The sequence below is a fragment of the Streptomyces sp. NPDC085481 genome, from assembly GCF_044541845.1.
Taxonomy (GTDB): Bacteria; Actinomycetota; Actinomycetes; order Streptomycetales; family Streptomycetaceae; genus Streptomyces.
Genome location: NZ_JBITTJ010000011.1, coordinates 270,206 through 295,743, shown reverse-complemented (window position 1 = coordinate 295,743; position 25,538 = coordinate 270,206). Strand labels below are relative to the sequence as shown.

6 protein-coding genes and 1 pseudogene are annotated in these 25,538 nt (G+C 73.9%); all 7 read left to right on the top strand.

Going from position 1 to position 25,538, the window contains the following annotated elements; translation table 11 throughout:
* Positions 1 to 12: 12 nt before the first annotated feature.
* The 7 genes and pseudogenes from ACIGEZ_RS23760 to ACIGEZ_RS23730 all read left to right on the top strand — a co-directional run bounded on the left by ACIGEZ_RS23760 (position 13) and on the right by ACIGEZ_RS23730 (position 25,456).
* Complete coding sequence (locus ACIGEZ_RS23760; protein ID WP_399834213.1) at positions 13 to 9,015, top strand: SDR family NAD(P)-dependent oxidoreductase; 9,003 nt, start codon at positions 13 to 15, stop codon at positions 9,013 to 9,015.
* Between the two features lie 64 nt (positions 9,016 to 9,079).
* A pseudogene (locus ACIGEZ_RS23755) lies at positions 9,080 to 19,831 on the top strand (SDR family NAD(P)-dependent oxidoreductase); the annotation flags it as partial.
* A 56-nt stretch (positions 19,832 to 19,887) separates the two neighbouring features.
* Complete coding sequence (locus ACIGEZ_RS23750) at positions 19,888 to 20,676, top strand: arylamine N-acetyltransferase (RefSeq protein ID WP_399834211.1); 789 nt, start codon at positions 19,888 to 19,890, stop codon at positions 20,674 to 20,676.
* A 64-nt stretch (positions 20,677 to 20,740) separates the two neighbouring features.
* A complete protein-coding gene (locus ACIGEZ_RS23745; protein ID WP_399834209.1) occupies positions 20,741 to 22,084 on the top strand; it encodes an NAD(P)/FAD-dependent oxidoreductase in 1,344 nt (447 codons plus the stop codon).
* 119 nt (positions 22,085 to 22,203) lie between these two features.
* Positions 22,204 to 23,265 (top strand): 3-dehydroquinate synthase family protein, encoded by a 1,062-nt coding sequence (locus ACIGEZ_RS23740; RefSeq protein WP_399834207.1) that lies wholly within the window; start codon positions 22,204 to 22,206, stop codon positions 23,263 to 23,265.
* The gene (locus ACIGEZ_RS23735) at positions 23,262 to 24,590 is read left to right on the top strand and encodes a 3-deoxy-7-phosphoheptulonate synthase (RefSeq protein WP_399834205.1); all 1,329 of its coding nucleotides are present in this window, start codon (positions 23,262 to 23,264) and stop codon (positions 24,588 to 24,590) included. The genes ACIGEZ_RS23740 and ACIGEZ_RS23735 overlap by 4 nt, the downstream gene beginning before the upstream one ends.
* A complete protein-coding gene (locus ACIGEZ_RS23730) occupies positions 24,587 to 25,456 on the top strand; it encodes a shikimate dehydrogenase family protein (RefSeq protein ID WP_399834203.1) in 870 nt (289 codons plus the stop codon). Before ACIGEZ_RS23735 ends, ACIGEZ_RS23730 begins: the two co-directional genes overlap by 4 nt.
* The last annotated feature ends 82 nt before the right edge of the window (positions 25,457 to 25,538 follow it).

The following is a 25,538-nucleotide window of genomic DNA, read 5'->3' as shown; positions in this document are numbered from 1 at the left end:
GTTCCCGACGCTGTGGTGGGGCACTCGCAGGGTGAGATCGCGGCGGCGTGTGTGTCGGGTGCGTTGTCCCTTGAGGACGCGGCCCGTGTGGTGGCCGTACGCAGTCAGGTGATCGCCGGGAGCCTTGCGGGCCGGGGTGGCATGGCGTCGGTCGCGCTGCCGGAAGTGGACGCCGTCGAGCGTCTGGAGCGGTGGGCGGACCGGGTCGAGGTGGCGGCGGTCAACGGTCCGGCGTCGGTGGTGATCGCGGGTGATGCGGAGGCTCTTGACGAGGCTCTGGAGGTCCTGGCCGCGGATGGTGTTCGCGTGCGGCGCGTGGCGGTGGACTACGCCTCCCACACCCGGCACGTGGAGGCGATCGAGGCCGAACTGACCGCCGCCTTCGCCGACATCCGCGCGCAGGCCCCACTCGTACCGCTCCTCTCCACCGTGACCGGCGAGTGGGTCCGCGAGGCCGGCGTCCTCGACGGCGGCTACTGGTACCGGAACCTGCGCAGCCAGGTCCGCTTCGGGCCCGCGATCGCCGAGCTCCTCGCCGACGGCCACACCGTCTTCGTGGAGTCCAGCGCCCACCCCGTACTCGTCCAGCCGGTCGACGAGATCGTCGACGAGGCGGACGCCGACGCCGTGGTGACCGGCTCGCTGCGCCGTGACGAGGGCGGGCTGCGCCGTCTGCTGACCTCGATGGCCGAGGTCTTCGTCCGCGGCGTCCCCCTCGACTGGACCGGCGTCCTGCCGGCCGGAAGCGCCACCGGTACGGCGTACGTCGACCTCCCGACGTACGCCTTCGACCACCAGCACTACTGGCTCCGCCTCGGTCCGGCCGGTGACGCCGCGTCGCTCGGCCTGGCCGGCGCCGACCACCCGCTGATCGGGGGAGTGGTGGCGGTGCCGGAGACCGGCGGTGTGCTGTGCACCGCCCGTCTGTCGCTCCGTACGCACCCCTGGCTCGCCGACCACGCCGTCGGCGGTGTTCCGCTCGTGCCCGTCTCCGCCCTGCTGGAACTGGCCCTCCGGGCCGGCGACGAGGTCGGCTGCGGCACACTCGACACACTGGCCGTCGAGGCGCCCCTCGTGCTGCCCGAGCAGGGCGGTGTCCGTGTCCAGGTCACCGTCGGTCGAGCGGACGAGTCCGGAGCCCGTACCGTCGCCGTCTACTCGACCCGTGAGGACACCGACGGCGACACCGCCGCGGACGCCTGGACCCGGCACGTCACCGGGACGCTCACCGCGACGCCCGATGCCTCCGCCGCCGAGTTCGACTTCACAGCCTGGCCGCCGCCCGGCGCTCGCCGCGTCGAGACGGACGGGCTCTACTCCGAGCTGGTCGGGCACGGCTACACGTACGGCCCGGTCTTCCAGGGCGTGCGGGCGGTCTGGCGGCGCGGTGAGGAGACGTTCGCCGAGCTCGCCGTACCGGAGGAGGACCGCGAGGAGGCAGGCCGGTTCGGTGTGCACCCCGCACTGCTGGACGCCCTGCTGCATCCGGCCCTTCTGGAAGCGGTGGCGGCTGACGGGGCTGCGGGTGACGATCTCCGCCGGCAGCCGCACTCCTGGCAGGGGTTCGGGTTGCACGCGGTGGGGGCGACCATGCTGCGGGCGCGGATCGTGCAGGACGGGCGGGGAGTCCTGTCGTTCGAGGCGGCCGACCCTGCCGGCGGCCTGGTCCTGACGGCGGACGCGGTGGAGTTGCGGCCGATGGCGGTCGGGCAGTTGCGGGCCGATGCCGGTCCCCTGGGCGACGACGCGCTGTTCCGGGTCGAGTGGACCGAACTGCCCGGCGCCAAGGGCAGATCGGCCGAGGTGCCGTCCTGGGCCGCCGTGGCCACCGCCGGCGAGGTCACAGCGCTGGCCGAGACGGCGGGGGACGGCGAGCTGCCCGCCGCCGTGGTGCTGCGGGCCGTCTCCGCCGTCGATGACGCCCCGGTGGACGTGACCAACCGGGTGCTCGCGGCCGTGCAGGCGTGGCTGGCCGCCCCGGGCCTGGACGCGGTCACGCTGGTCGTGGCGACCCGGGGCGCGGTGGGCGCAGGGGCCGACGGCGGCGTCACGGATCCCGCCGGCGGCGCGGTGTGGGGCCTGATCCGCGCCGCGCAGACCGAGAACCCCGACCGGATCGTGCTCCTCGACCTGGATCCGGAGCCGCAGACAGTCGACTTTGACTTCGAGTTCGACTTGGACCCCGGCCGCGCCCCCGAGGCAGACCTGCCCGCCGGCCTCGCCTCCGTACTCGGCGCCGTGCTCGCCTCAGGAGAACCCGAGGTGGCCGTACGCGGCACTGCTCTCTCCGTTCCACGGCTGGCTCGCGCCTCCACCTCCACCTCCGCTTCCGGAGCGGCCGCGGGGCGGACGCAGACGCCGCCGCCCGTGGACCTCGACCCGGACGGTACCGTCCTGATCACCGGTGGCACCGGCTCGCTGGCCGGCATCCTGGCCCGGCACCTCGTCGCGAACCACGGCGTACGCCGCCTGCTGCTCGTCAGCCGCCGCGGCCGCAGCGCCGCAGGAGCGGACGAGCTGGTCGCCGAGCTCACCGGACTCGGCGCGGCCGACGTCATCGTGGAGTCCTGCGATGTCACCGACCGGACCGCGGTGGCCGCGCTCATCGGGGCCGTACCGGCCGGGCATCCGCTGACCGCCGTCGTCCACACCGCGGGCATCGCGGACGCCGGTGTGATCGGCACGCTCGACCCGGCGCGGGTCGCGCAGGTCTTCGCGCCGAAGGTCACGGCCGTCCGGCACCTGGACGAGCTGACGCGCGAACTGGCCCCGGAACTCCGGGCGTTCGTCGTCTTCTCCTCCGTCTCGTCCGTCTTCCTCGGCGCGGGCACGGGCGGTTACGCGGCGGCCAACGCCTACCTCGACGCCCTCGCCCACCAGCGCCGGGCGGACGGCCTGCCCGCCACCTCTCTGGCGTGGGGCCTCTGGGAGCAGACCGCCGGCGGTATGGCGGCCGGCATGGACGACCTCACGCGCAGCCGGATGAACCGGCGAGGCGGCGTCCTGCCGATGTCGCCCGCCGAGGGCATGGAACTCTTCGACGCGGCGCTCCGCACCGGCGAGGCCCTGCTCGTCCCGGCCAAGCTCGACCTGCGGGCGCTGCGCGCCGACGCCACGGCCGGGCGCGGCATCCCGACCCTGCTCCGCGGCCTGGTCCACACCGGCCGACGGCAGGCGCGGGCCGCGGCAGGGGAGAGCGGTGGCGGGCTCGCCGGGCGTCTGGCCGGGCTCGCGAGGGAGGAGCAGGAGGCGCTGCTGCTTCAGCTCGTCCGCACCCATGCGGCGACCGTGCTCGGACACCCGGGGCCCGAGAGCGTACGGACCGAGACCGCGTTCCGCGACTCCGGCTTCGACTCGCTCACCTCGGTCGAGCTCCGCAACCGACTGCGCGAGGCGACCGGCCTGAAGCTGGCCACGACCGTCGTCTTCGACCACCCCACCCCGCTCGCCTTCGCCCGCTTCCTGCACGCCGAGTTGGCCGAGGCGACCGGCCCGGCCCCGGCGGCCGGCGAACCGCTCCCGCTCCCGGTCGCCGACCCCGGCGAGCCGATCGCCATCGTGGGCATGGCCTGCCGCCTGCCCGGCGGTGTGGCGAGCCCGGAGGACCTGTGGCGGCTGGTCAGCGAGGGGCGGGACGCGATGTCCGGCTTCCCGGACGACCGCGGCTGGGACGTGGACGGCCTGTTCGATTCCGACCCGGACAGGGCCGGCACGTCGTACGTGAGCCAGGGCGGGTTCCTCTACGACGCGGGCCTGTTCGACGCCGGCTTCTTCGGGATCTCGCCGCGCGAGGCCCTCGCCATGGACCCCCAGCAGCGCCTGCTCCTCGAAGGATCCTGGGAGGCCCTTGAGCGGGCCGGCATCGACCCGGGCTCGCTCAAGGGCACCGACGCCGGCGTGTTCTTCGGCGTCATGGGCCAGGGGTACGGGGCGGGTGGCGCCGTACCCGCCGAACTGGAGGGCTTCACCGGCACCGGCGGCATGGGCAGCGTCGCCTCGGGCCGCGTCTCGTACGTCCTCGGCTTCGAGGGACCCGCAGTGACCGTCGACACGGCCTGCTCGTCCTCCCTCGTCGCGATGCACATGGCAGCCCAGTCGCTGCGGCAGGGCGAGTGCACGCTCGCGCTGGCGGGCGGCGCGACGGTGATGGCGACGCCGGGGACGTTCGTGGAGTTCTCGCGCCAGCGGGGCCTGGCGGTCGACGGCCGCTGCAAGTCGTACGCGGACGCCGCGGACGGTACGGGCTGGGCCGAGGGCGCCGGTGTGGTCGTCCTCGAGCGACTGTCGGAGGCGCGGCGGAACGGCCACCGGGTGCTCGCCGTGATGCGCGGCTCCGCGGTCAACCAGGACGGTGCGTCGAACGGTCTCACGGCGCCGAACGGGCTCTCCCAGCAGCGGGTGATCCGCAAGGCGCTGGCGGCGGCCGGTCTGTCGACGGGTGACGTGGACGTGGTCGAGGGCCACGGCACGGGCACGGTCCTCGGTGACCCGATCGAGGCGCAGGCCCTGCTGGCCACGTACGGGCGCGACCGTGACCCGGAGCGTCCGCTGTGGCTGGGCTCCCTGAAGTCGAACATCGGCCACACACAGATGGCAGCCGGTGTCGCGGGCGTGATCAAGATGGTGGAGGCGCTGCGGCACGGCGTCATGCCGCCGACCCTGCACGTGGACACGCCGTCGTCGCAGGTGGACTGGTCGGCAGGTGCGGTGGAGCTGCTGACGGAGGCGCGGGACTGGCCGGAGCACGGCCGGCCGCGCCGGGTGGGTGTCTCGGGCTTCGGCGTGAGCGGGACGAACGCGCACCTGATCCTGGAGCAGGCGCCGGAGGAAGAGCCCGAGCCGACGGCAGTCGCGGCTGATGGCGTGGTGCCGCTGGTGGTGTCCGCGCGAAGTGCCGGTGCGCTTGCGGGGCAGGCGGAGCGGCTGGGGGCGTTCCTCGGTTCCGGCGAGGTGCCGTTGAGCACCGTGGCGGGTGCGCTGGTCGGCCGGCGTGCGGTGCTGTCCGAGCGTGCGGTGGTGGTGGCGGGTTCGCGGGAGGAGGCGCTGGCGGGGCTTGGAGCGCTGGCCCGGGGCGAGTCGGCCGCGGGGGTGGTGACGGCCGGTGCCTCGTCGTCGGAGACGGCGAAGGTCGTGTTGGTGTTTCCGGGGCAGGGTTCGCAGCGGGTGGGGATGGGCCGGGAACTGTACGGCCGGTTCCCGGTGTTCGCGGAGGCTTTCGACGAGGTGTGCGCCTTGCTGGACGCGCAGTTGTCGGGGTGGGTGGAGCATTCGGTCAGGGACGTGATCCTTGGTGATGCCGGGGACTTGAGTCAGACGGTGTTCACGCAGGCCGGCCTGTTCGCTGTGGAGACGGCGTTGTTCCGGCTGGTCGAGTCGTGGGGTGTGCGGCCGGATGCGGTGATGGGGCATTCGATCGGTGAGATCGCTGCGGCCCATGTCGCGGGGGTGCTGTCGTTGGCGGACGCGGCTGCTGTGGTGGCGGCTCGGGGCCGGTTGATGCAGGCGCTTCCGACCGGTGGCGCGATGGTCGCGGTGGCTGCGTCGGAGGAGGAGGTCGCCGATCTGCTCCGTGACGGTGTGGACTTGGCGGCGGTCAACGGACCGGCGTCCGTTGTCCTTTCGGGCACGGAAGGCGCCGTGCTGGCTGTGGCGGCGAAGCTCGCGGAGCAGGGCCGGAAGACCAAGCGCCTCACGGTCAGCCATGCCTTCCATTCGGTCCTGATGGAGCCGATGCTCGACGAGTTCGCCGCCGCCCTGTCCCAAGTGACGTGGTCGGAGCCGAAGTTCCCGGTGGTCTCGAACGTGACCGGGCGGCTGGCCGAGCCGGGGCAGCTCGCGGACCCGCAGTACTGGGTCGACCACGTTCGCCGTACGGTCCGCTTCGCGGACGGCGTGCAGGCCGCGGCGGGCAGCGGAGACGTGGTCTTCGTCGAGCTCGGCCCGGGCGCCGCTCTGTCGAGCGTCGTGGAGGAGTCCGCCGGTGAGCGGGCCACCTGCGTCGCGGCCCTGCGGGACGGCCGTCCCGAGGCGCACACGCTGCTGACCTCGGCCGCCGGGGTCTTCGTCCACGGTGGACCGGTCGACTGGGCCAGGGTCCTGCCGGCCGGCGCCGGTGCCGCGCACGTCGACCTCCCGACGTACGCCTTCGACCACCGGCACTACTGGCTCCGCCCCGCCCCCGCCGCCGACGCCGTGGCGCTCGGCCTCGCCGATACGGCGCATCCGCTGCTCGGCGCGGTGGTGCGGCTCCCGCAGTCGGACGGTCTGGTCTTCACCTCCCGGCTGTCCCTCCGTTCGCACGCCTGGCTCGCCGACCACGCCGTGGGCGGCGTCGTCCTCGTACCCGGCACCGGCCTGGTCGAACTGGCCGTCCGCGCGGGCGACGAGGTCGGCTGCGGCACCCTCGAAGAACTCGTCATCGAGGCACCGCTCGTCGTGCCGGAACACGGCGGCGTCCGCGTCCAGGTCGCCGTCGGCGGCCCTGACCACAACGGCGCTCGCGCCGTCGACATCTACTCGACCCGCGACGACTCCGCAGACCGCAGCGGCGCGGACGCGTGGATCCGCCACGCGACCGGCCGACTGGTGACGGAGGCCGCAGTCCGCGCCGCGCCGGTCGACTTCGCCACCTGGCCCCCGCCCGGCGCCGAGCGCGTCGAGGTCGACGCCGACGACTTCTACGCGGGTCTGATCCGGGTGGGTTACGCGTACGGCCCGGCGTTCCAGGGCCTGCGTGCGGTGTGGCGGCGCGGCGAGGAGGTCTTCGCCGAGATCGCGCTGCCGGAGGAACAGCGCGACGCCGCCGCCCGGTTCGGTATCCACCCCGCCCTGCTGGACGCCGCCCTGCACTCCAACGGCTTCGTCCAGCCCGCCCACGCCCCGGCGGGGCAGGAGCGGCCGCGGACGGTGCTGCCGTTCGCCTGGAACGGTCTGGCGCTGCACGCCGCCGGTGCTTCGGCGCTACGGGTACGGGTCGCGCCGTCCGGGCCGGACGCGGTGTCGCTACAGGCGGCCGACGAGACCGGCGGTCTCGTCCTGACCACCGACTCGCTCGTGTTCCGCGAGGTCTCCGCCGAGCAGCTGGAGGCGGCGGCCGGTGCGACGGGCGACGACTCGTTGTTCGGTGTGGAGTGGACCCAGCTGCCTGCCCCGGCGTCACCGGCGGTGGCCCGACCGGTGCCGACCTGGGCCCCGGTCGCCACCGCCGCCGACGTGGCGGCGCTCGCCGAACGTGGCGAAGCCCCGACGGCCGTGGTCGTCCGAGCGGTCTCGGCGGAGGCGGACGGCGACGACGCACTGGGGCTCACCGCCCGCGTACTCGACGTACTCCAGGCCTGGCTGGCGGAGGACGCGGCCTTCGATGACGGCAAGCTGGTCGTCGTCACTCAGGGCGCGGTGCCGGCCGCCGGCGACGCCGACGTCACCGACCCGGCCGGCGCCGCCGTCTGGGGCCTCGTCCGGGCCGCCCAGGCCGAGAACCCCGATCGGATCGTCCTGTTCGATTCCGAAGACGGCGAATTCGAGGGCGAGTTGGGCGACCTGCTCGCCGGCGCCGAGCCGCAGCTCGCGAAGCGCGGTTCGGTGCTGTCCGCGCCGCGCCTGATCCGTACCGCCACCCCGGACCGGGAGGCCCCTGCGGTCCTCGATCCCGAGGGCACCGTCCTGGTCACCGGCGGCACGGGTTCGCTCGGTGCGCTACTGGCCCGGCACCTGGTCACCGAGCACGGCGCCCGACACCTGGTCCTGGCGAGCCGACGTGGTCGGGACGCCGAAGGTGCGACTCGACTCGTCGCCGATCTACGCGATCTGGGCGCGGCATCCGTGACCGTCACCGCCTGTGACGTCACCGACCGGGGCGCCGTGGCAGCCCTGCTGGACTCCATCTCCGACGAGCACCCCCTCACGGGGATCGTCCACACCGCGGGCCTGTTGGACGACGGCGTGATCGGGGCACTGACGCCGGAGCGCCTGTCGTACGTCTTCGGGCCGAAGGTCGCTGCCGCCCGCCACCTGGACGAGCTCACCCGCCACCTCGACCTCTCGGTCTTCGCGCTGTTCTCCTCCGCCGCCGGTCTCTTCGGCTCGGCCGGCCAGGGCAACTACGCGGCGGCCAACGCCTACCTCGACGCGGTCGCCCACCGGCGCCGGGCGGCCGGCCTGCGGGCCACGTCGCTCGCCTGGGGCCCGTGGGAGCAGACCACCGGCATGACGGCCGGAGCCGACGCGGCCCACCGCACCCGGGCCAACCGGCGCGGCGGCATCGTCCCCCTCCGCCCGAAGGAGGGCCTGGCCCTCTTCGACGCGGCGCTGAGCGGTGACCGAGCCCTGGTCGTGCCGATCGACCTGGACCTGCGGGCCGTGCGAGCCGACGCGGCGACGGGCGGCGGCGTGCCGCCCCTGCTGCGGAGCCTGGTCCGTGGCACCGCCCGGCAGGTGGCGCGGGCCGCGTCCGGGGACGGCGGTGGCGGCCTGCTCCGCAGGCTGGCCGGACTCGCCAGGGAAGAGCAGGAGGCAGTACTCGTCGACCTGCTGCGCACCCAGGTGGCGACGGTGCTGGGGCACAGCGGCCCTGAGGGAGTCGTGGCCGGTACGCGGTTCAAGGACGCCGGCTTCGACTCGCTCACCTCGGTCGAGCTCCGCAACCGGCTCCGCGAGGCCACCGGCCTCAACCTGGCCGCGACGGTGGTCTTCGACTACCCGACCCCACTCGCCCTGGCCCGCCACGTACACGCCGAACTCCTCCCGGACGGCGCGAAGAGCGGAGCGAGGAAGGGACCGGAGGCCGACGAGGAGCGCGTGCGACACGCCCTGGTCTCCCTCCCGCTGGACCGGATCCGGGAGGCCGGACTGCTGGACGCCCTGGTCGAGCTGGCCGCCCTCGAATCCGTAACGCCCGGGACAGGGCAGCCGGACGAGGCGGACGAGACGGACGGAGCGGGTGCGCTCGCCGGTCTGGACGTCGACGACCTCGTCCAACTGGCGCTCGGTGACAGCGACGAGGACCTCGAAGGCTGATGCGGTACCGACTGATGAGGACAGCTAAGTGAGTACTTCATACGAGAAGCTGGTCGAGGCGCTGCGCAAGTCGCTCGAAGAGGTCGGCACGCTGAAGAAGCGCAACCGTCAACTCCTCAACGCGTCCCGTGAGCCCATCGCCATCGTGGGCATGGCCTGCCGCCTGCCGGGCGGTGTGGCGAGCCCGGAGGACCTGTGGCGGCTGGTCAGCGAGGGCAGGGACGGCGTGACCGGCTTTCCGTCCGACCGTGGCTGGGATTTGGAAGGCCTGTTCGACGCCGACCCGGACAAGACGGGCACGTCGTACGTCGACCAGGGCGGGTTCCTGCACGAGGCGGGCCGGTTCGACGGCGAGCTGTTCGGGATCTCGCCGCGTGAGGCGCTGGCGATGGACCCGCAGCAGCGGCTGCTCCTGGAGACCTCGTGGGAGGCCCTGGAGCGGGCCGGGATCGACCCGGGGACGCTGAAGGGCACGGATGTCGGCGTGTTCAGCGGCATCATGGGCGTCGACTACTTCGCCGGCGGCAGCGTGCCGCCCGAGCTCGAGGGCTTCACCGGCACCGGCGCGGCGGCCAGCGTGGCCTCGGGCCGGGTCTCGTACGTGTTCGGCTTCGAGGGCCCCGCGGTCACCCTCGACACCGCCTGTTCCTCCTCCCTCGTCGCCATCCACCTCGCCGTCCAGGCGCTGCGCCGGGGCGAGTGCTCGATGGCGCTGGCCGGCGGCGCGACCGTGATGGCCACACCCGGTCTCTTCATCGACTTCTCCCGGCAGCGCGGGCTCGCGGCCGACGGCCGCTGCAAGTCGTACGCGGACGCCGCCGACGGTACGGGCTGGGCCGAGGGCGCCGGCGTCGTGGTCCTGGAGCGACTCTCCGAGGCCCGGCGCAACGGACACCGCGTCCTCGCGGTCGTACGCGGCTCCGCCGTCAACCAGGACGGCGCCTCGAACGGCCTGACCGCCCCCAACGGGCCCTCCCAGCAGCGTGTGATCCGCAGGGCCCTCGCCAACGCGGGCCTGTCGACGGCCGACGTGGACGTGATCGAGGGCCATGGCACCGGCACGGTGCTCGGCGACCCGATCGAGGCGCAGGCCCTGCTGGCCACCTACGGCCAGGACCGGCCCGCCGACCAGCCGCTGTGGCTCGGCTCGCTGAAGTCCAACATCGGCCACACCCAGGCCGCGGCCGGCGTCTCCGGCGTCATCAAGATGGTGCAGGCGCTCAGGCATGGCGTGATGCCGCCGACCCTGCACGTCGACACCCCGTCCTCGCAGGTCGACTGGTCGGCCGGCGCGGTGGAGCTGCTGACCGAGGCGCGGGCATGGCCGGAGACGGACCGACCGCGCCGTGCCGGCGTCTCGGGCTTCGGCGTCAGCGGGACGAACGCGCACGTCATCCTGGAGCAGGCGCCGGAGACCGAGGCCCAGCTCGTGGAGGCGGAGGCCGAGGCCGAGGACGGTGACGGCGCGGTGCCGCTGGTGATCTCGGCGGCCTCCGCCGGATCACTGGCCGGGCAGGCCGGCTGGCTGGCGTCTCTGCTCGACTCGCCTGACGCCGTCTCGCTGTCGCGGGTGGCCGGTGCGCTGGTCGCGCAGCGGGCCGTGCTCGGTGAGCGTGCGGTGGTGGTGGCGGGTTCGCGGGAGGAGGCGCTGGCGGGGCTCGGTGCGCTGGCGCGGGGGGAGTCGAGCCCTGGCGTCGTCACCGGCAGTGCTGGGGGTTCGGCTCGTACGGTGTTGGTGTTTCCGGGGCAGGGTTCGCAGCGGGTGGGGATGGGCCGGGAGTTGTACGACCGGTATCCGGTGTTCGCGGAGGCTTTCGACGAGGTGTGCGCCTTGTTGGACGCGCAGTTGTCGGGGTGGGTGGAGCATTCGGTCAGGGACGTGATCCTTGGTGATGCCGGGGACTTGAGTCAGACGGTGTTTACGCAGGCCGGCCTGTTCGCTGTGGAGACGGCGTTGTTCCGGCTGGTCGAGTCGTGGGGTGTGCGGCCGGATGCGGTGATGGGGCATTCGATCGGTGAGATCGCGGCGGCCCACGTGGCGGGGGTGCTGTCGCTGTCCGACGCCGCAGCTGTGGTGGCGGCTCGGGGCCGGTTGATGCAGGCGTTGCCGTCTGGTGGCGCGATGGTCGCGGTGGCTGCGTCGGAGGGCGAGGTCGCCGAGCTGCTTGGTGAGGGTGTGGATCTGGCGGCGGTGAACGGGCCGGCGTCGGTGGTTCTGTCGGGTGTCGAGGATGCCGTGCTGGCTGTGGCGGCGAAGCTGGCGGAGCAGGGCCGGAAGACCAAGCGGCTGACCGTGTCCCACGCGTTCCACTCGGTGCTGATGGAGCCGATGCTCGACGAGTTCGCTGCTGTTCTCTCTCAAGTGGCGTGGTCTGAGCCGAAGTTCCCGGTGGTCTCGAACGTGACCGGGCGGCTGGCCGAGCCGGGGCAGCTCGCTGACCCGCGGTACTGGGTTGATCATGTCCGTCGTACGGTCCGCTTCGCGGACGGCGTGGCGGCCGCGGCGGGTGACGGCGAGGTGGTCTTCGTCGAGCTCGGTCCCGGGGCGGCCCTGTCGAGTGTCGTGGAGGAGTCCGCCGGAGAGCATGCCACCTGCGTCGCGGCTCTCCGTGACGGTCGTCCCGAGGCGCAGACGCTCCTGACCTCGGCCGCCGAGGTTTTCGTCCACGGCGGACCGGTCGACTGGGCCAAGGTCTTGCCGGCCGGCGCCGGTGCCGCGTACCTCGACCTCCCGACCTACGCCTTCGACCACCGGCACTACTGGCTCCCGGCCACCCCCGCCACCGACGTCTCCTCGCTCGGGCAGGGGAAGGCCGACCACCCGATGCTGGGCGCCGTCGTGCGACTCCCGCAGTCCGACGGTCTGGTCCTCACCTCCCGGCTGTCCCTCCGTTCGCACGCCTGGCTCGCCGACCACGCCGTGGGCGGCGTCGTCCTCGTCCCCGGGACCGGCCTGGTCGAGCTGGCCGTGCGTGCCGGCGACGAGGTCGGTTGCGGCACGCTCGACGAACTGGTCATCGAGGCGCCGCTCGTCGTTCCCGAGCAGGGCGGCGTCCGAGTCCAGGTCGCCGTCGGCGGCCCCGACGGGAACGGCGAACGCACCGTCGAGGTGTACTCGGCCCGCGAGGGCGCGGCGGCGGACGGGGCAGACGGGGCCGACGGGTCCGAAGGTTGGATCCGGCACGCGTCCGGCACTCTCGCGCCGACGACGCTCGCCGCGCCCGCTCCGCAGTTCGACTTCGCCGCCTGGCCCCCGCCCGGTGCGCGGCCGGTGGACATCACCGGGGGTTACGACCTGCTCGCCCGCGCGGGGTACGCGTACGGGGAGTCGTTCCAGTGCGTGCGCGCCGTGTGGCGGCGTGGCGAGGAGATCTTCGCCGAGGTCGCCCTGCCGGAGGAACTGCGCGACAGCGCCGCCCGGTTCGGCATCCACCCGGGACTGCTGGACGCCGCCCTGCACTCCAGCATGCTCGACGCGGCGGCCGCGCTCCGGGGCCAGGTGCCGGATGAGGCGTCGGACGAATCGGCGGCCGACGAGCCCGTCGTACGGCTCCCGTTCGCCTGGAAGGGCCTGGAACTGCACGCCGCCGGCGCTGCCTCGATCCGCGTGCGGGTCGTGCAGGTCGCGCCGGACGCCCTGGATCTGGAGGCGGTCGACGACGAGGGCGGCCTCGTGCTGAGGCTGGATTCTCTGGTGTCCCGGGCCGTCTCCGCCGAGCAGTTGGAGGCCGCGGCCGGCACCGCACCGGGCAGCGACTCGCTCTTCACCGTCGAGTGGGCCGAACTGCCCGCCCCGGTCCCGGCGGCTCCGGTGCCGGCGGCCACACCGCGGGTCACCGTCGTGGACGCCGTCACCACCGGTGTCACCGACACCCCGTACGCGCTGACCCGGCGCGCACTGGAGGCCGTCCAGGTCTGGCTGGCCGACGAAACGGCCGACGAGGGCTCCCGCCTCGTCGTACGCACCCGGGGCGCCGTCGCCGCCGGAGGCGACGCGGCGGTCACCGACCCGGCGGGCTCGGCGGTCTGGGGCCTCGTCCGGGCCGCTCAGGCCGAGAACCCCGACCGGATCGTCCTCCTCGACGCAGAAGAGCTCGACACAGAAGAGGAGGGGTTCAAGGCGGACTTGAGTGCCGTCCTGGCCCTCGGTGAGCCCCAGCTCGCGGTCCGTGGCGGCACGTTGCACGTTCCCCGGCTCGCCCGTGCCGACGTTTCCGTTCCGCCCGTTCCGGTCCTGGATCCGGAGGGCGCCGTCCTCGTGACCGGGGGCACCGGCTCGCTGGGCGCGGTGCTGGCCCGGCACCTGGTCGCGGAGCACGGCATCCGCCGCCTTGTCCTGACCAGCCGGCGCGGCCTGGAGGCGGAGGGTGCCCGCGACCTCGTGGCCGAACTGCTTTCCCTGGGCGCGGAGTCGGTGGCCGTCCCGGCCTGCGACGTGACCGACCCGGCGGCGCTCGGCTCCCTCCTCCGGGAACTCTCCCGGACTCGCCTCACCGCCGTCGTCCACGCCGCGGGCGTTTTCGACGGCGGGGTGATCGGCGACATCGATCCCGAGCGGATGGCCCGCGCCTTCGCTCCGAAGGTCACCGCCCTCCAGCACCTGGACGAGCTCACCCGCGAACTCGCCCCGGACCTGGACGCGTTCGTCGTCTACTCCTCCGTCTCCGCCGTCTTCCTCGGCGCCGGTACGGGCAGTTACGCCGCAGCCAACGCCTTCATGGACGGGCTCATGGCCCGGCGCCGCGCCGACGGCCTTCCGGCCCTCTCCCTCGCCTGGGGCCCGTGGGAGCAGGACTCCGGCATGGGCGCCGACCTGGACGAGCTGTCGCGGAGCCGGATGAACCGGCGCGGCGGTGTGCAGCCGCTGGCGGCGGAGGAGGGCCTGGCCCTGTTCGACGCCGCCCTGCACAGCGACCGCTCGCTCCTCGTCCCGGCCAGGCTCGACCTGCGTGCCCTGCGCGCGGCGGCCACCGGCGGCGCCGGGGTGCCGCCGCTGCTGCGCGGCCTGGTGCGGCCGGCCCGCCAGCAGGCGGCGCGCGGTGCGGCGCGGGACGGCGGCAACGGGCTGGCCGTGCGGCTGGCCGGGCTCGCGACACCCGCCGAGCGCGAGAGCCTGCTCCTGGACCTCGTCCGTACCCACGTCGCGGCCGTGCTCGGGCACGCCGGCGCGGCCGACGTCATGGCGGAGCGGGCCTTCAAGGACGCCGGCTTCGACTCGCTCACCTCGGTCGAACTGCGCAACCGGCTCCGCGAGGCCACCGGACTCGGCCTCCCCGCCACGGTCGTCTTCGACTACCCCACTCCGCTCGCCCTGGCGCGATTCCTGGACGGCGAGTTCGCCGGCGGCACGGGGGCCGCAGGGGACGCACTCGTCGCGGTGGGCGGCATGCCGTCGGCCACCGCCGCGGTCGCGCACGACCCGGACGATCCGGTGGCGATCGTCGGCATGGCCTGTCGCCTGCCCGGCGGGGTCGCGAGTCCCGAGGACCTGTGGCGGCTGGTCGCAGAGGGCCGGGACGGCGTGTCCGGGTTCCCCGGCGACCGCGGCTGGGGTCTGGACGAGCTCTTCGACAGCGACCCCGAGCACGAGGGGACCTCGTACGTCGACCAGGGCGGCTTCCTGCACGAGGCCGGGCTCTTCGACCCCGCCTTCTTCGGGATATCCCCGCGCGAGGCCACGGCCATGGACCCGCAGCAGCGGCTGCTCCTGGAGACCTCCTGGGAGGCCCTCGAGCGGGCCGGCATCGACCCGGGCGCGCTCAAGGGCACGGACGTCGGCGTGTTCAACGGCATCATGGGCGTCGACTACTACACGGGCGGCAACGTTCCCGCCGAGCTCGGCGGCTTCGCCCTCACCGGCGCCGGAGCGAGCGTGGCGTCCGGCCGGATCTCGTACGTGTTCGGGTTCGAGGGACCGGCGGTGACCGTCGACACGGCCTGCTCGTCCTCGCTCGTCGCCCTCCACCTCGCCGCCCAGGCGCTGAGGCAGGGCGAGTGCTCGCTCGCGCTCGCCGGCGGTTCGACGGTGATGTCCAGCCCCAGCATGTTCATGGAGTTCTCCCGGCAGCGGGCCCTCGCGGCCGACGGCCGCTGCAAGTCGTACGCGGACGCCGCCGACGGTACGGGCTGGGCCGAGGGCGCGGGCGTCGTCGTCCTGGAGCGCCTTTCGGAGGCGCGCCGTAACGGCCACCCCGTCCTGGCCGTACTGCGCGGCAGCGCGGTCAACCAGGACGGCGCGTCCAACGGCCTGACGGCCCCGAACGGCCCGTCGCAGCAGCGCGTCATCCGCAAGGCCCTCGCGGCCGCCGGTCTCTCCGCAGCCGACGTCGACCTGGTCGAGGGCCATGGCACCGGCACCGTACTCGGCGACCCGATCGAGGCGCAGGCCCTGCTGGCCACCTACGGGCGCGGCCGGGCCGCCGGTCAGCCGCTGTGGCTGGGCTCGCTGAAGTCCAACATCGGCCACGCCCAGGCGGCCGCCGGTGTCTCCGGCGTGATCAAGACCGTGCAGGCGCTGCGGCACGGCGTCATGCCCGCGACCCTCCATGTGGACGCACCCTCCTCGCAGGTCGACTGGTCGGCCGGCGCCGTCGAACTGCTCACCGAGGCCCGCGCGTGGCCCGAGCTCGCGCGCCCCCGCAGGGCGGCGGTGTCCTCCTTCGGGCTCAGCGGCACCAATGCGCACGTAATCCTGGAGCAGGCTCCGCAGGAGCAGGAAGCGCCGCTATCTACTCCTGCCGACGGTGTCGCCGCGCCCTCCTCGGCGCTGCCGCTGGTCCTCTCGGCCAAGACCCCCGAGGCGCTGGCCGGTCAGGCCGAGCGTCTCGCCTCGTACGTGACGGAGACCGCCGGCACACCCCTGCCGGCGCTCGCGGCCGCGCTGGTCTCGCAGCGCGCCGTGCTGGCGGAGCGCGCGGTCGTCGTGGGCGGTTCGCGGGAGGAGGCCCTGGCGGGTCTGGCCGCCCTCGCACGCGGCGAGGCTTCCCCCGCCGTGGTGACCGGCGCGCCGGTGTCCGCCCCGACGGCGTCCTCGGCGGCCTCGCCGACGTCCTCCCCCGCGTCCGCCGGGCACTCCGCCGCGGCCGCCGGGCGGACCGTCTTCCTCTTCCCGGGGCAGGGCTGGCAGTGGGCCGCCATGGGCGCCGAACTGCTCGACTCCTCCCCGGTGTTCGCCGAGCGGATCGCCGAGTGTGCGGCGGCGCTCGATCCCTGGGTGGACTGGTCGCTGATCGACGTCCTGCGCGGCGCCGTCCCGGACGGGACGCTCGACCGGGTCGACGTCCACCAGCCGGTGTGCTTCGCGGTGATGCTCGGCCTGACGGCCGTCTGGGAGTCCGTCGGCGTCGTGCCGGACGCCGTCGTCGGCCACTCGCAGGGCGAGATCGCGGCGGCCTGTGCCGCCGGCGCGCTGTCGCTCCAGGACGCGGCCCGGCTCGTGGCCGTACGCGGCCGGATCATCGCCGACACCCTCTCCGGGCACGGTGGCATGGCCTCCGTCGCCCTGTCGGAGGCGGAGACGGCCAAGCGGCTCGAGCGCTGGGCAGACAGGGTTGAGATCGCCGTCGTCAACACCGCGACCTCCGTCGTGATCGCGGGGGACGTGGCGAGCCTGGACGAGGCGGTCGACGCCCTCAAGGCCGACGGGGTCCGCGTCCGGCGGGTGAAGGTCGACTACGCCTCCCACACACGGCACGTCGATCCCGTCGAGCAGGCCATGACCGAGGCGTTCGCGGACATCCGCAGTAAGGCCCCCCGGATTCCCCTCCTGTCGACCACGACGGGCGAGTGGATCCGCGAGGCCGGTGCGCTCGACGGCGGCTACTGGTTCCGCAACCTGCGGGGCGGGGTCCGGTTCCGTGCCGCCGTCGCCACCCTCCTCGACGAGGGGCACACGGTCTTCGTGGAGGCCGGCGCCCACCCGGTCCTCGTCCAGCCGGTGAACGAGATCGTCGACGAGGCGGACGCCGACGCCGTGGTGACCGGCACGCTGCGCCGCGGCGAGGGCGGCCCGCGCCGCCTGCTGACCTCGATGGCCGAACTCTTCGTCCGGGGCGTCCCCGTCGACTGGAGCGGCACCCTGCCGACCGTCACGGGCACCGGCACGGGGAACGCCACCTCCGCCGCCGCACCCCACCTCGACCTCCCGACCTACGCCTTCGAGCACCGGCACTACTGGCTCCCGGCGGGCGGCGCCGGTGCCGCCGGCGATGTCGCCTCGCTCGGCCTGACCGGCACCGACCACCCCATGATCGGCGCGTTCGTCGAGGTGCCCGAGACCGGCGGCCTGCTCTGCACGTCCCGGCTCTCTCTGCGTACGCACCCCTGGCTGGCCGACCACGCCGTCGGCGACACCGTCCTCGTACCCGGCACGGGACTCGTCGAACTGGCCGTCCGCGCGGGCGACGAGGTCGGCTGCGGCACACTGGAGGAACTGGTCATCGAGGCGCCGCTGATCCTGCCCGAGCAGGGCGGCGTCCGTGTCCAGGTCACGGTCGGCGGTCCGGACGAGACCGGCGCCCGTACCGTCGCGGTCTACTCCACCCCCGAGGACGCCACCGGCGAGCCATGGACCCGTCACGCCACCGGCACCCTCACGGCGACCCCCGCCGCCCCCGCGCCCCGCTTCGACCACACCGCGTGGCCGCCGCCCGGCGCCGAGCCGGTCGGGATCGCCCCCGAGGCCTTCTACGCGGAGCTCCTCGCGCACGACTACGTGTACGGGCCGGTCTTCCGCGGCCTGCGGGCGGCGTGGCGGCGCGGCGACGAGGTCTTCGCCGAGATCGCCCTGCCCGAGGAGGACCGGGGGAGCGCCGCGGGCTTCGGCATCCACCCGGCCCTGCTGGACGCGGCCCTGCACGCGAAGGCGTTCCTCGCCGCCGGTGACGGGCGCACGATGTTGCCGTTCGCCTGGAACGGCCTCACCCTGCACGCCGCCGGCGCCGCCACGCTCCGGGTCCGCGTCGTACAGCCGACGGCCGACTCCCTGGCCCTGGAAGCCTTCGACGAGACGGGCGAGCCGGTCCTGACGGCCCGGTCGCTGGTCTTCCGCCCGGTGACGGCCGCCCAGTTGGGGGTTACGGCCGGGAGCGGCGGGGCTTCACTGTTCGGGGTCGACTGGTCGGCGGTTCCCCTCGACGCCGAACCGCCGACGGCCAAGCCGCCGACGGCCGAACCGCCCTCCTGGGTACGGCTGTCCACCGCCGAGGAGGTGGCGACGCTCGCCGACGACGTGCTCACCGGGGCGGCCGTCGCACCCGAAGCGGCGATCCTGGCGGCCGTCACCGAGGGTGCCGACGACACCCCGCTGGACCTGACCGACCGGGTCCTTGAGGTCGTCCAGACCTGGCTGGCCGGCGGCGGACTGGAGAGCACCCGCCTCGTGGTCGTGACCCGGGGCGCCGTCGCCGCCGGAGGCGACGCGGCGGTCACCGACCCGGCGGGCTCGGCGGTCTGGGGCCTCGTCCGGGCCGCTCAGGCCGAGAACCCCGACCGGATCGTCCTCCTCGACACAGAAAAGCTCGACACAGAAGAGCTCGACACAGAAGAGGAGGGGTTCAAGGCGGACTTGAGTGCCGTCCTGGCCCTCGGTGAACCCCAGCTCGCGGTCCGTGGCGGCACGTTGCACGTTCCCCGGCTCACCCGTGCCGACGTTTCCGTTCCGCCCGTTCCGGTCCTGGATCCGGAGGGCACCGTCCTCGTGACCGGGGGCACCGGCTCGCTGGGCGCGGTGCTGGCCCGGCACCTGGTCGCGGAGCACGGCATCCGCCGCCTTGTCCTGACCAGCCGGCGCGGCCTGGAGGCGGACGGCGCCCGCGACCTCGTGACCGAACTGCTGTCCCTGGGCGCGGAGTCGGTGGCCGTCCCGGCCTGCGACGTGACCGACCCGGCGGCGCTCGGGTCCCTCCTCCGGGAACTCTCACGGACTCGCCTCACCGCCGTCGTCCACGCCGCCGGTCTCTTCGACGCCGGAGTCATCGGCGACATCGACCGCGACCGGCTGGAGCGCGTGTTCGCCGCGAAGGTGACGGCGACCCGGCAGCTGGACGAGCTCACCCGCGAACTCGTCCCGGACCTGGACGCGTTCGTCGTCTACTCCTCCGTCTCCGCCGTCTTCCTCGGCGCCGGTACGGGCAGTTACGCCGCAGCCAACGCGTACATGGACGGCCTGATGGCCCGGCGCCGCGCCGACGGCCTTCCGGCTCTCTCCCTCGCCTGGGGCCTGTGGGAGCAGTCCACCGGTATGGCGGCCGGCACCGACGACCTCACCCGCAGCAGGCTGAACCGACGCGGTGGTCTGCAGTCGATGACCCCCGCCGAGGGCCTGGCCCTGTTCGACGCCGCCCTGCGCAGCGACCGCTCCCTCCTCGTCCCCGCCCGTCTCGACCTGCGTGCGCTGCGCGCCGAAGCCGCCGCGGGCCGGGAGACGCCCGCGCTGCTGCGGGGGCTGGTCGCGGCCCAGCGGAAGGCGGCCCGCCCGGTCGTGTCGCGCGACGAGCGCCGCCGGCTCGCCGAACGGCTGGCGGGGCTGCCCCCGGCCGAGCGGGTGACGGCTCTCCTCGACCTCGTACGCACCCAGGTGGCGGTCGTCCTCGGCTACGGGGCGAACCAGCGGATCGACGCCGACCAGGGTCTCTTCGAGATCGGCTTCGACTCGCTGACCGCGCTCGAACTGCGCAACCGGATCGGTGAGTTGATCGGCGCCAAGCTCCCGACCGGCCTCGTCTTCGACCACCCGACACCCACCCTGCTCGTCGCCCACCTGCACGAGCGGCTGTTCGGCGAGGACGCTCCGGGCCCCACGGGGGTGGCCGTGTGACGACACCGGACACACCGGCCACGAGGAAGAGACGAACGACGGAAGGGGAGAAGGACGTGTTCGACGCGGAGGCGTATCTCCGGCGCATCGGCTGCCAGGGCGAGACCCGGGTCGACATCGAGACGCTGCGCAGGCTCCAGAAGCGGCACCTCATGGCGATCCCGTACAACATCGCGGCCCAGGACTTCGCGGACGGCATCCACCTGGTCGACCTGGACGAGGACGCGATGTTCCGGACGGTCGTCCTCGACGGTCGCGGCGGCACCTGCTTCCAGCTGAACCGCCTGTTCTTCCGGCTCCTGCGCGAACTGGGGTACGACGCCACCCTGATGGCGGCCAGCACGGCCGAGGGCCGGGAGAACTTCGGCACCGACGTGGAGCACATGTTCATCCGGGTCGCGCTGGACGGCGCCGAGTGGCTCGTCGACGCGGGCTATCCGGGACCCTCGTACCTCGAACCGCTCCTCGTCACCGACGCCGTCCAGACGCAGTACGGCAGTCAGTTCCGGCTCGTGGAGCAGGCTGACGGCGGGTACGCGCTGCAGCGGCGGGCGCGGGTCGGACGGTGGGGCGTCGTCTACGTCTTCCGGCTGCTCGAACGCCGGTGGGACGACTGGAGGGAGCTGGAGGACCGCGCCCGCGCGAACCCCGCTCCCGCGCCGGACGGCGACCCGCAGGGCGTGCTGTACGGCCGGAGCTTCGACAACGGTCAGGTCGTCCTCAAGGGCCGCCGGCACCTGACGGTCCGCGACGGCCGCGAGCGCGCCCGCACCGTCGTCGACGACGACGAGCACCGGGCCCTGGTGACGCGGATCCTCTCCGGGGACCTCCCCGAAACGCCCTGAAAGGCTCTGTAATCCCCTGAACATCCGTAATCCGGAAATGACGAAGGCTGGAAAGGAATTCAGAATGGCGAAGAAGACGGCTGACGTGGTGGTCATCGGCGGCGGTCCCGCGGGGGCGGTGAGCGCCTACGTACTGGCCCGCCAGGGTCACTCCGTCGTGCTCCTGGAGCGTGACGAGTTCCCGCGGTTCCACATCGGCGAGTCGCTGCTGCCGTACATGATGGGCCTGTTCGACCGGATCGGCCTGCGGGAGGCGCTCGAGACCAAGGGCTACGTGCCCAAGTTCGGCGGCGAGTTCATCGACCCGACGGAGACCAAGTTCTTCTCCGGGGTCTTCCGCGCGGACTTCAGCCTGCAGGGCGAGGGCCGTTTCGACCGGGCTTTCCAGGTCGAGCGGGCCCGGTTCGACGCCATGCTCGTCGAGGAGGCCGAGAAGGCCGGCGCCGAGGTCCACCTGGGCACGCCGGTGAAGGACCTCCTCCTCGACGGCGAGCGGATCACGGGCGTCACGTACGAGAAGGACGGCGAGGAGCACCGGATCGACGCGTCGTACGTGATCGACGCGAGCGGCCGGGCGGGCAGGATCGCCAACAGGTTCGGGCTGCGCAAGACGCTGGAGAAGCTCCGCATGGTCGGCGTGTTCCGCCACTACACCGGCCTCGACGAGCGGCACAACCTCGGCAACGAGGGCGACATCCAGGTCGGCGCGCACGACGACGGCTGGGTGTGGGCGATCCCGATCTCCAAGGACGTCATCAGCGTCGGCACGGTGATGCCGCGCGACGTGTTCCGCAAGGGCACACCGGAGGAGGCCTTCGACGAGCACCTGAACCGGGTGCCGCGGATCACCGCGCGGCTCACCGGGACGACCCCGTCCACGGACCTCAAGATCGAGACGGACTACTGCTACCACGCGGACACCGTCACCGGCCCCGGCTGGGTCATGGTCGGCGACGCGGGCTGCTTCGGCGACCCGATGTTCTCCGGCGGTGTGCTGGTCGCGACGTCGACCGCGGCGCGCGCCGCCGAGACGATCAGCGCCGCGCTGAAGGACCCGGCCGACGCGGACCGCCTGATCGAGGAGTACGCGAACTACTTCAAGACGGGCTACGACACCTACATCCGGCTCATCCACGCCTTCTACGACGGCGAGCTGGTGGCGGTGGCGGCCGACGCCGGGCGCACCACCTCCCGCGACGCGCTGGAGCGGTACCTGATCCGGCTGATCGGCGGCGACTTCTGGAGCGAGCACAACGCGGTCGCGCAGGAGATGCGCCGGCGCCCGGAGTGGGACACCTTCGCGCCGTTCCAGCGGGTCTTCGGCTGCCCGGCCTACCCGCACCTCGACGAGCAGGACCGCAAGGAGCGGGCCGAGGCCCGCATCCTGCGGGTGACCTCCGGCCAGTAGCGGCCCGCGGTGGAGAGCCCGGTGGTGCCCCGGGGGTCCTGGCGGCGGTCCGCCGCCGGGGTCCCGGCGGGGTGCCGCCCGGTGCATGACCGGCTGACGAGACGACAGGGTGAGGCGGCGTGAGAGAACAGATACCGGTACGCATCGGCGAGCGTTCCTACGAGGTGCTGATCGGCCCCGGGGTGCGCTCCTCGCTGGCCGAGGTCATCGAGGGCATCGGCGCCCGGCGGGTCGCCGTCGTGTCGGCCCGGCCCGCGCAATGGGTGCCCGACACCGGGGTGGAGACCCTGTTACTGCCCGCCCGGGACGGCGAGCCGGACAAGAACCTCGCCACCGTCGAGGCGCTGTGCGCGGAGTTCGTACGCTTCGGTCTCACCCGCACCGACGCCGTCGTGTCCTGCGGGGGCGGCACCACCACCGACGTCGTCGGCCTGGCCGCAGCCCTCTACCACCGGGGTGTTCCCGTGGTGCACCTGCCGACCACGCTGCTCGCCCAGGTGGACGCGAGCGTCGGCGGCAAGACGGCGGTCAACCTGCCCTCCGGCAAGAACCTGGTCGGCGCCTACTGGCAGCCCGCCGCCGTGCTCTGCGACACCGACTACCTGTCCACCCTGCCCCGGCGCGAGCTGCTCAACGGCCTCGGCGAGATCGCCCGCTGCCACTTCATCGGCGCCGGCGACCTGCGCGGCCTCGGCCTGGCGGAGCAGATCGCGGCCGGCGTGACCCTCAAGGCCGGCGTGGTCTCCGCGGACGAGCGGGACACCGGCCTGCGGCACATCCTCAACTACGGCCACACCCTCGGCCACGCCCTGGAGGTGGCCGGCGGCTTCGCCCTCCGGCACGGCGAGGCCGTCGCCATCGGCACGGTCTTCGCGGGTCTGCTCGCCGGCGCCCTGGACCGGATCGGTCCCGAGCGGGTGGCGGAGCACCGGGAGGTCGTCGGGTTCTACGGCCTGCCGACCGCGCTGCCCGAGGGGATCGAGGCGGCCGAGCTGATCCGCCTGATGCGGCGGGACAAGAAGGCGCTGGCCGGCCTGGCGTTCGTCCTCGACGGCCCGGGGGGAGCGGAGCTCGTCCACGACGTGCCCGAGCGGGTCGTCGCCGAGGTCCTGGAGCGGATGCCGCGACAGCCGCTCGACCGGCTGATCGGCCCGCACGGAACGGGAGCCCCGGTGGCATGACGTACTCATCAGGGGGAGCGCGCCACGCGCCCGGCGCGGCCCGGGTCAGCGCCGCCCGGGAGCGACGGCTCGCGCAGCGGCTCGCCGCGGCGCTGGCCAGGCCCGCGGCGCAGCAGCCCGCCTGGCCGGACCCTGTCCGGGCACGGGCGGTGCTGGCCCGGCTGCGCGCCGCGCCCCCGATCGTGGACGAGGCGGAGACCGCCCGGCTCTCCGAGCGGCTCGCTGCGGTCGCCCGGGGCGACGCCTTCCTGCTGCAGAGCGGGGACTGCGCGGAGACCTTCGCCGAGGCCACCGAAGCGCATGTACGGGCCAATCTCGGGCTGCTGCGGCGCATGGCGCCGGTCCTCGCCCGCGCGGCACGGCTGCCGGTGGTGCCACTCGCCCGGATGGCGGGCCAGTACGCCAAGCCCCGCTCGCAGCCCGTCGACGCCGACGGCCTGCCCGTCTACCGCGGCGACATCGTCAACTCCGCGGCCCCCACCCTCGCCGCCCGCACCCCCGACCCGGAGCGGATGCTGCTCGCCCACGGCCACGCGGCCCGGGCGATGGCGCTCGCGCGCCGGGTGGCCGCGGAGGAGGCGGCCGGCCCGCATGCCCAGCCCGCCGGCGAGATCTACGTCGGCCACGAGATGCTCCTGCTCGACTACGAGTCCGCACAGCTCCCGGTCGCGCGGTCGGCCACCGACCCCGATCCCCGACTCGTCAGCCCGCTCGCCCACTTCCTCTGGATCGGTGAGCGCACCCGTGGCCTCGACGACGCGCACCTGGCCGTCGCCGAACTCCTCGCCAACCCCGTCGGTGTGAAGATCGGCCCCGGCACGACCCCGGAGCAGGCCGTCGAGTACGTCCGCAGGCTCGACCCCCACGGGACGCCCGGGCGGCTGACGCTGATCACGAGGATGGGCCACGCACGGGTCCGCGAGGTGCTGCCGGCGATCGTGGAGAAGGTCACCGCCACCGGCCACCAGGTGGTGTGGCAGTGCGACCCGATGCACGGCAACTCCCGTACGACGGCCGACGGTCGCAAGACCCGCCGCTTCGACGACATCGTGGCGGAGACCACCGGCTTCTTCGAGGTCCACCGTGCCCTCGGCACCCACCCCGGCGGCCTGCACCTGGAGGCGACCGGCGACGACGTCACCGAGTGCCTGGGCGGGCCCCGAGGTCTGGGCGAGGACGACCTGCCGGCCCGCTACCGCACCGCCTGCGACCCCCGCCTGAACGCCGAGCAGGCCATGGAACTCGCCTGCATCGTCGCCGAGCTGCTTGCCGAGGCCCCACCGGAGACCCACCACCGCCCGAGGAGCCCGAGGATCCCGAGATGACCGACACCGAACCCCACTCCGAACCCCAATCCGAACCCCACCCCGGCATTCCGCCGCAGGCCCCCATCAGCGGCACCACCCGCCTGTACGCCGTTCTCGGCGACCCGGTCGCGCAGGTCCAGTCGCCCGGGCTGCTCAACCCGCTCTTCGCCGAACAGGGCGTGGACGCCGTCCTCGTACCGGTGGAGGTCCGGCCCGACGACCTGGAGCGGGTCGTGCGCGGCCTGCAGCAGATCGGCAACCTGGACGGCATCTTCGTCACCGTCCCGCACAAGGCGGACGCCGCCCGGCTCGCCGACCGGCGCAGCCGTACCGTCGAGATCGCCGGCACCGCCAACGTGCTGCGGCGCGAGGCCGACGGCGGCTGGCTCGCCGAGAACTTCGACGGCTCCGGCTTCGTGGCGGGCCTCGCCCGCGCCGGGCACGAGATACGCGGCCGGCGGGTCGCGCTCGCGGGGGCCGGGGGAGCGGGCAGCGCCATCGCGGCGGCGCTCCTGACGGCCGGCGCGGACCGGCTCGCCCTCACCGACCCGGACCGGCCCAAGCGGGACGCGCTCGTCGACCGGCTCGCCGTGTACTGGCCCGGCCAAGTCCACGCCGCCGCCGAACCGCCCCTGTACGACAGCGACCTCGTGGTCAACGCGACCCCGCTCGGGCTGCGGCCCGGCGACCCGCTGCCCTTCGCGCCCGGAGCCCTCGCCCCCGGCGCGGTGGTGGCCGACATCATCATGAAGCCCCGTGAGACGCCCCTGCTGCGGCAGGCCGCCGCCCTGGGCCACCACGTCCACCACGGCATCCACATGCTGACCGGTCAAGTGGAGTCGTACTGCGCGTTCTTCGGCCTGCGCGCACCCACGACCGGCTGAGACCCGACGACCGACGGCCTGTCCGGCGACGACTACCAGACCGGGGGATGCGGGGCGACAAGGGCGCTGCCTACGGTGAAAT

Bases quoted from the DNA above. Each gene is read 5' to 3' on its own strand.
- ACIGEZ_RS23745 (WP_399834209.1), top strand. From the start codon at position 20,741: ATGGCGAAGAAGACGGCTGACGTGGTGGTCATCGGCGGCGGTCCCGCG.
- ACIGEZ_RS23735 (WP_399834205.1), top strand. From the start codon at position 23,262: ATGACGTACTCATCAGGGGGAGCGCGCCACGCGCCCGGCGCGGCCCGG.
- ACIGEZ_RS23730 (WP_399834203.1), top strand. From the start codon at position 24,587: ATGACCGACACCGAACCCCACTCCGAACCCCAATCCGAACCCCACCCC.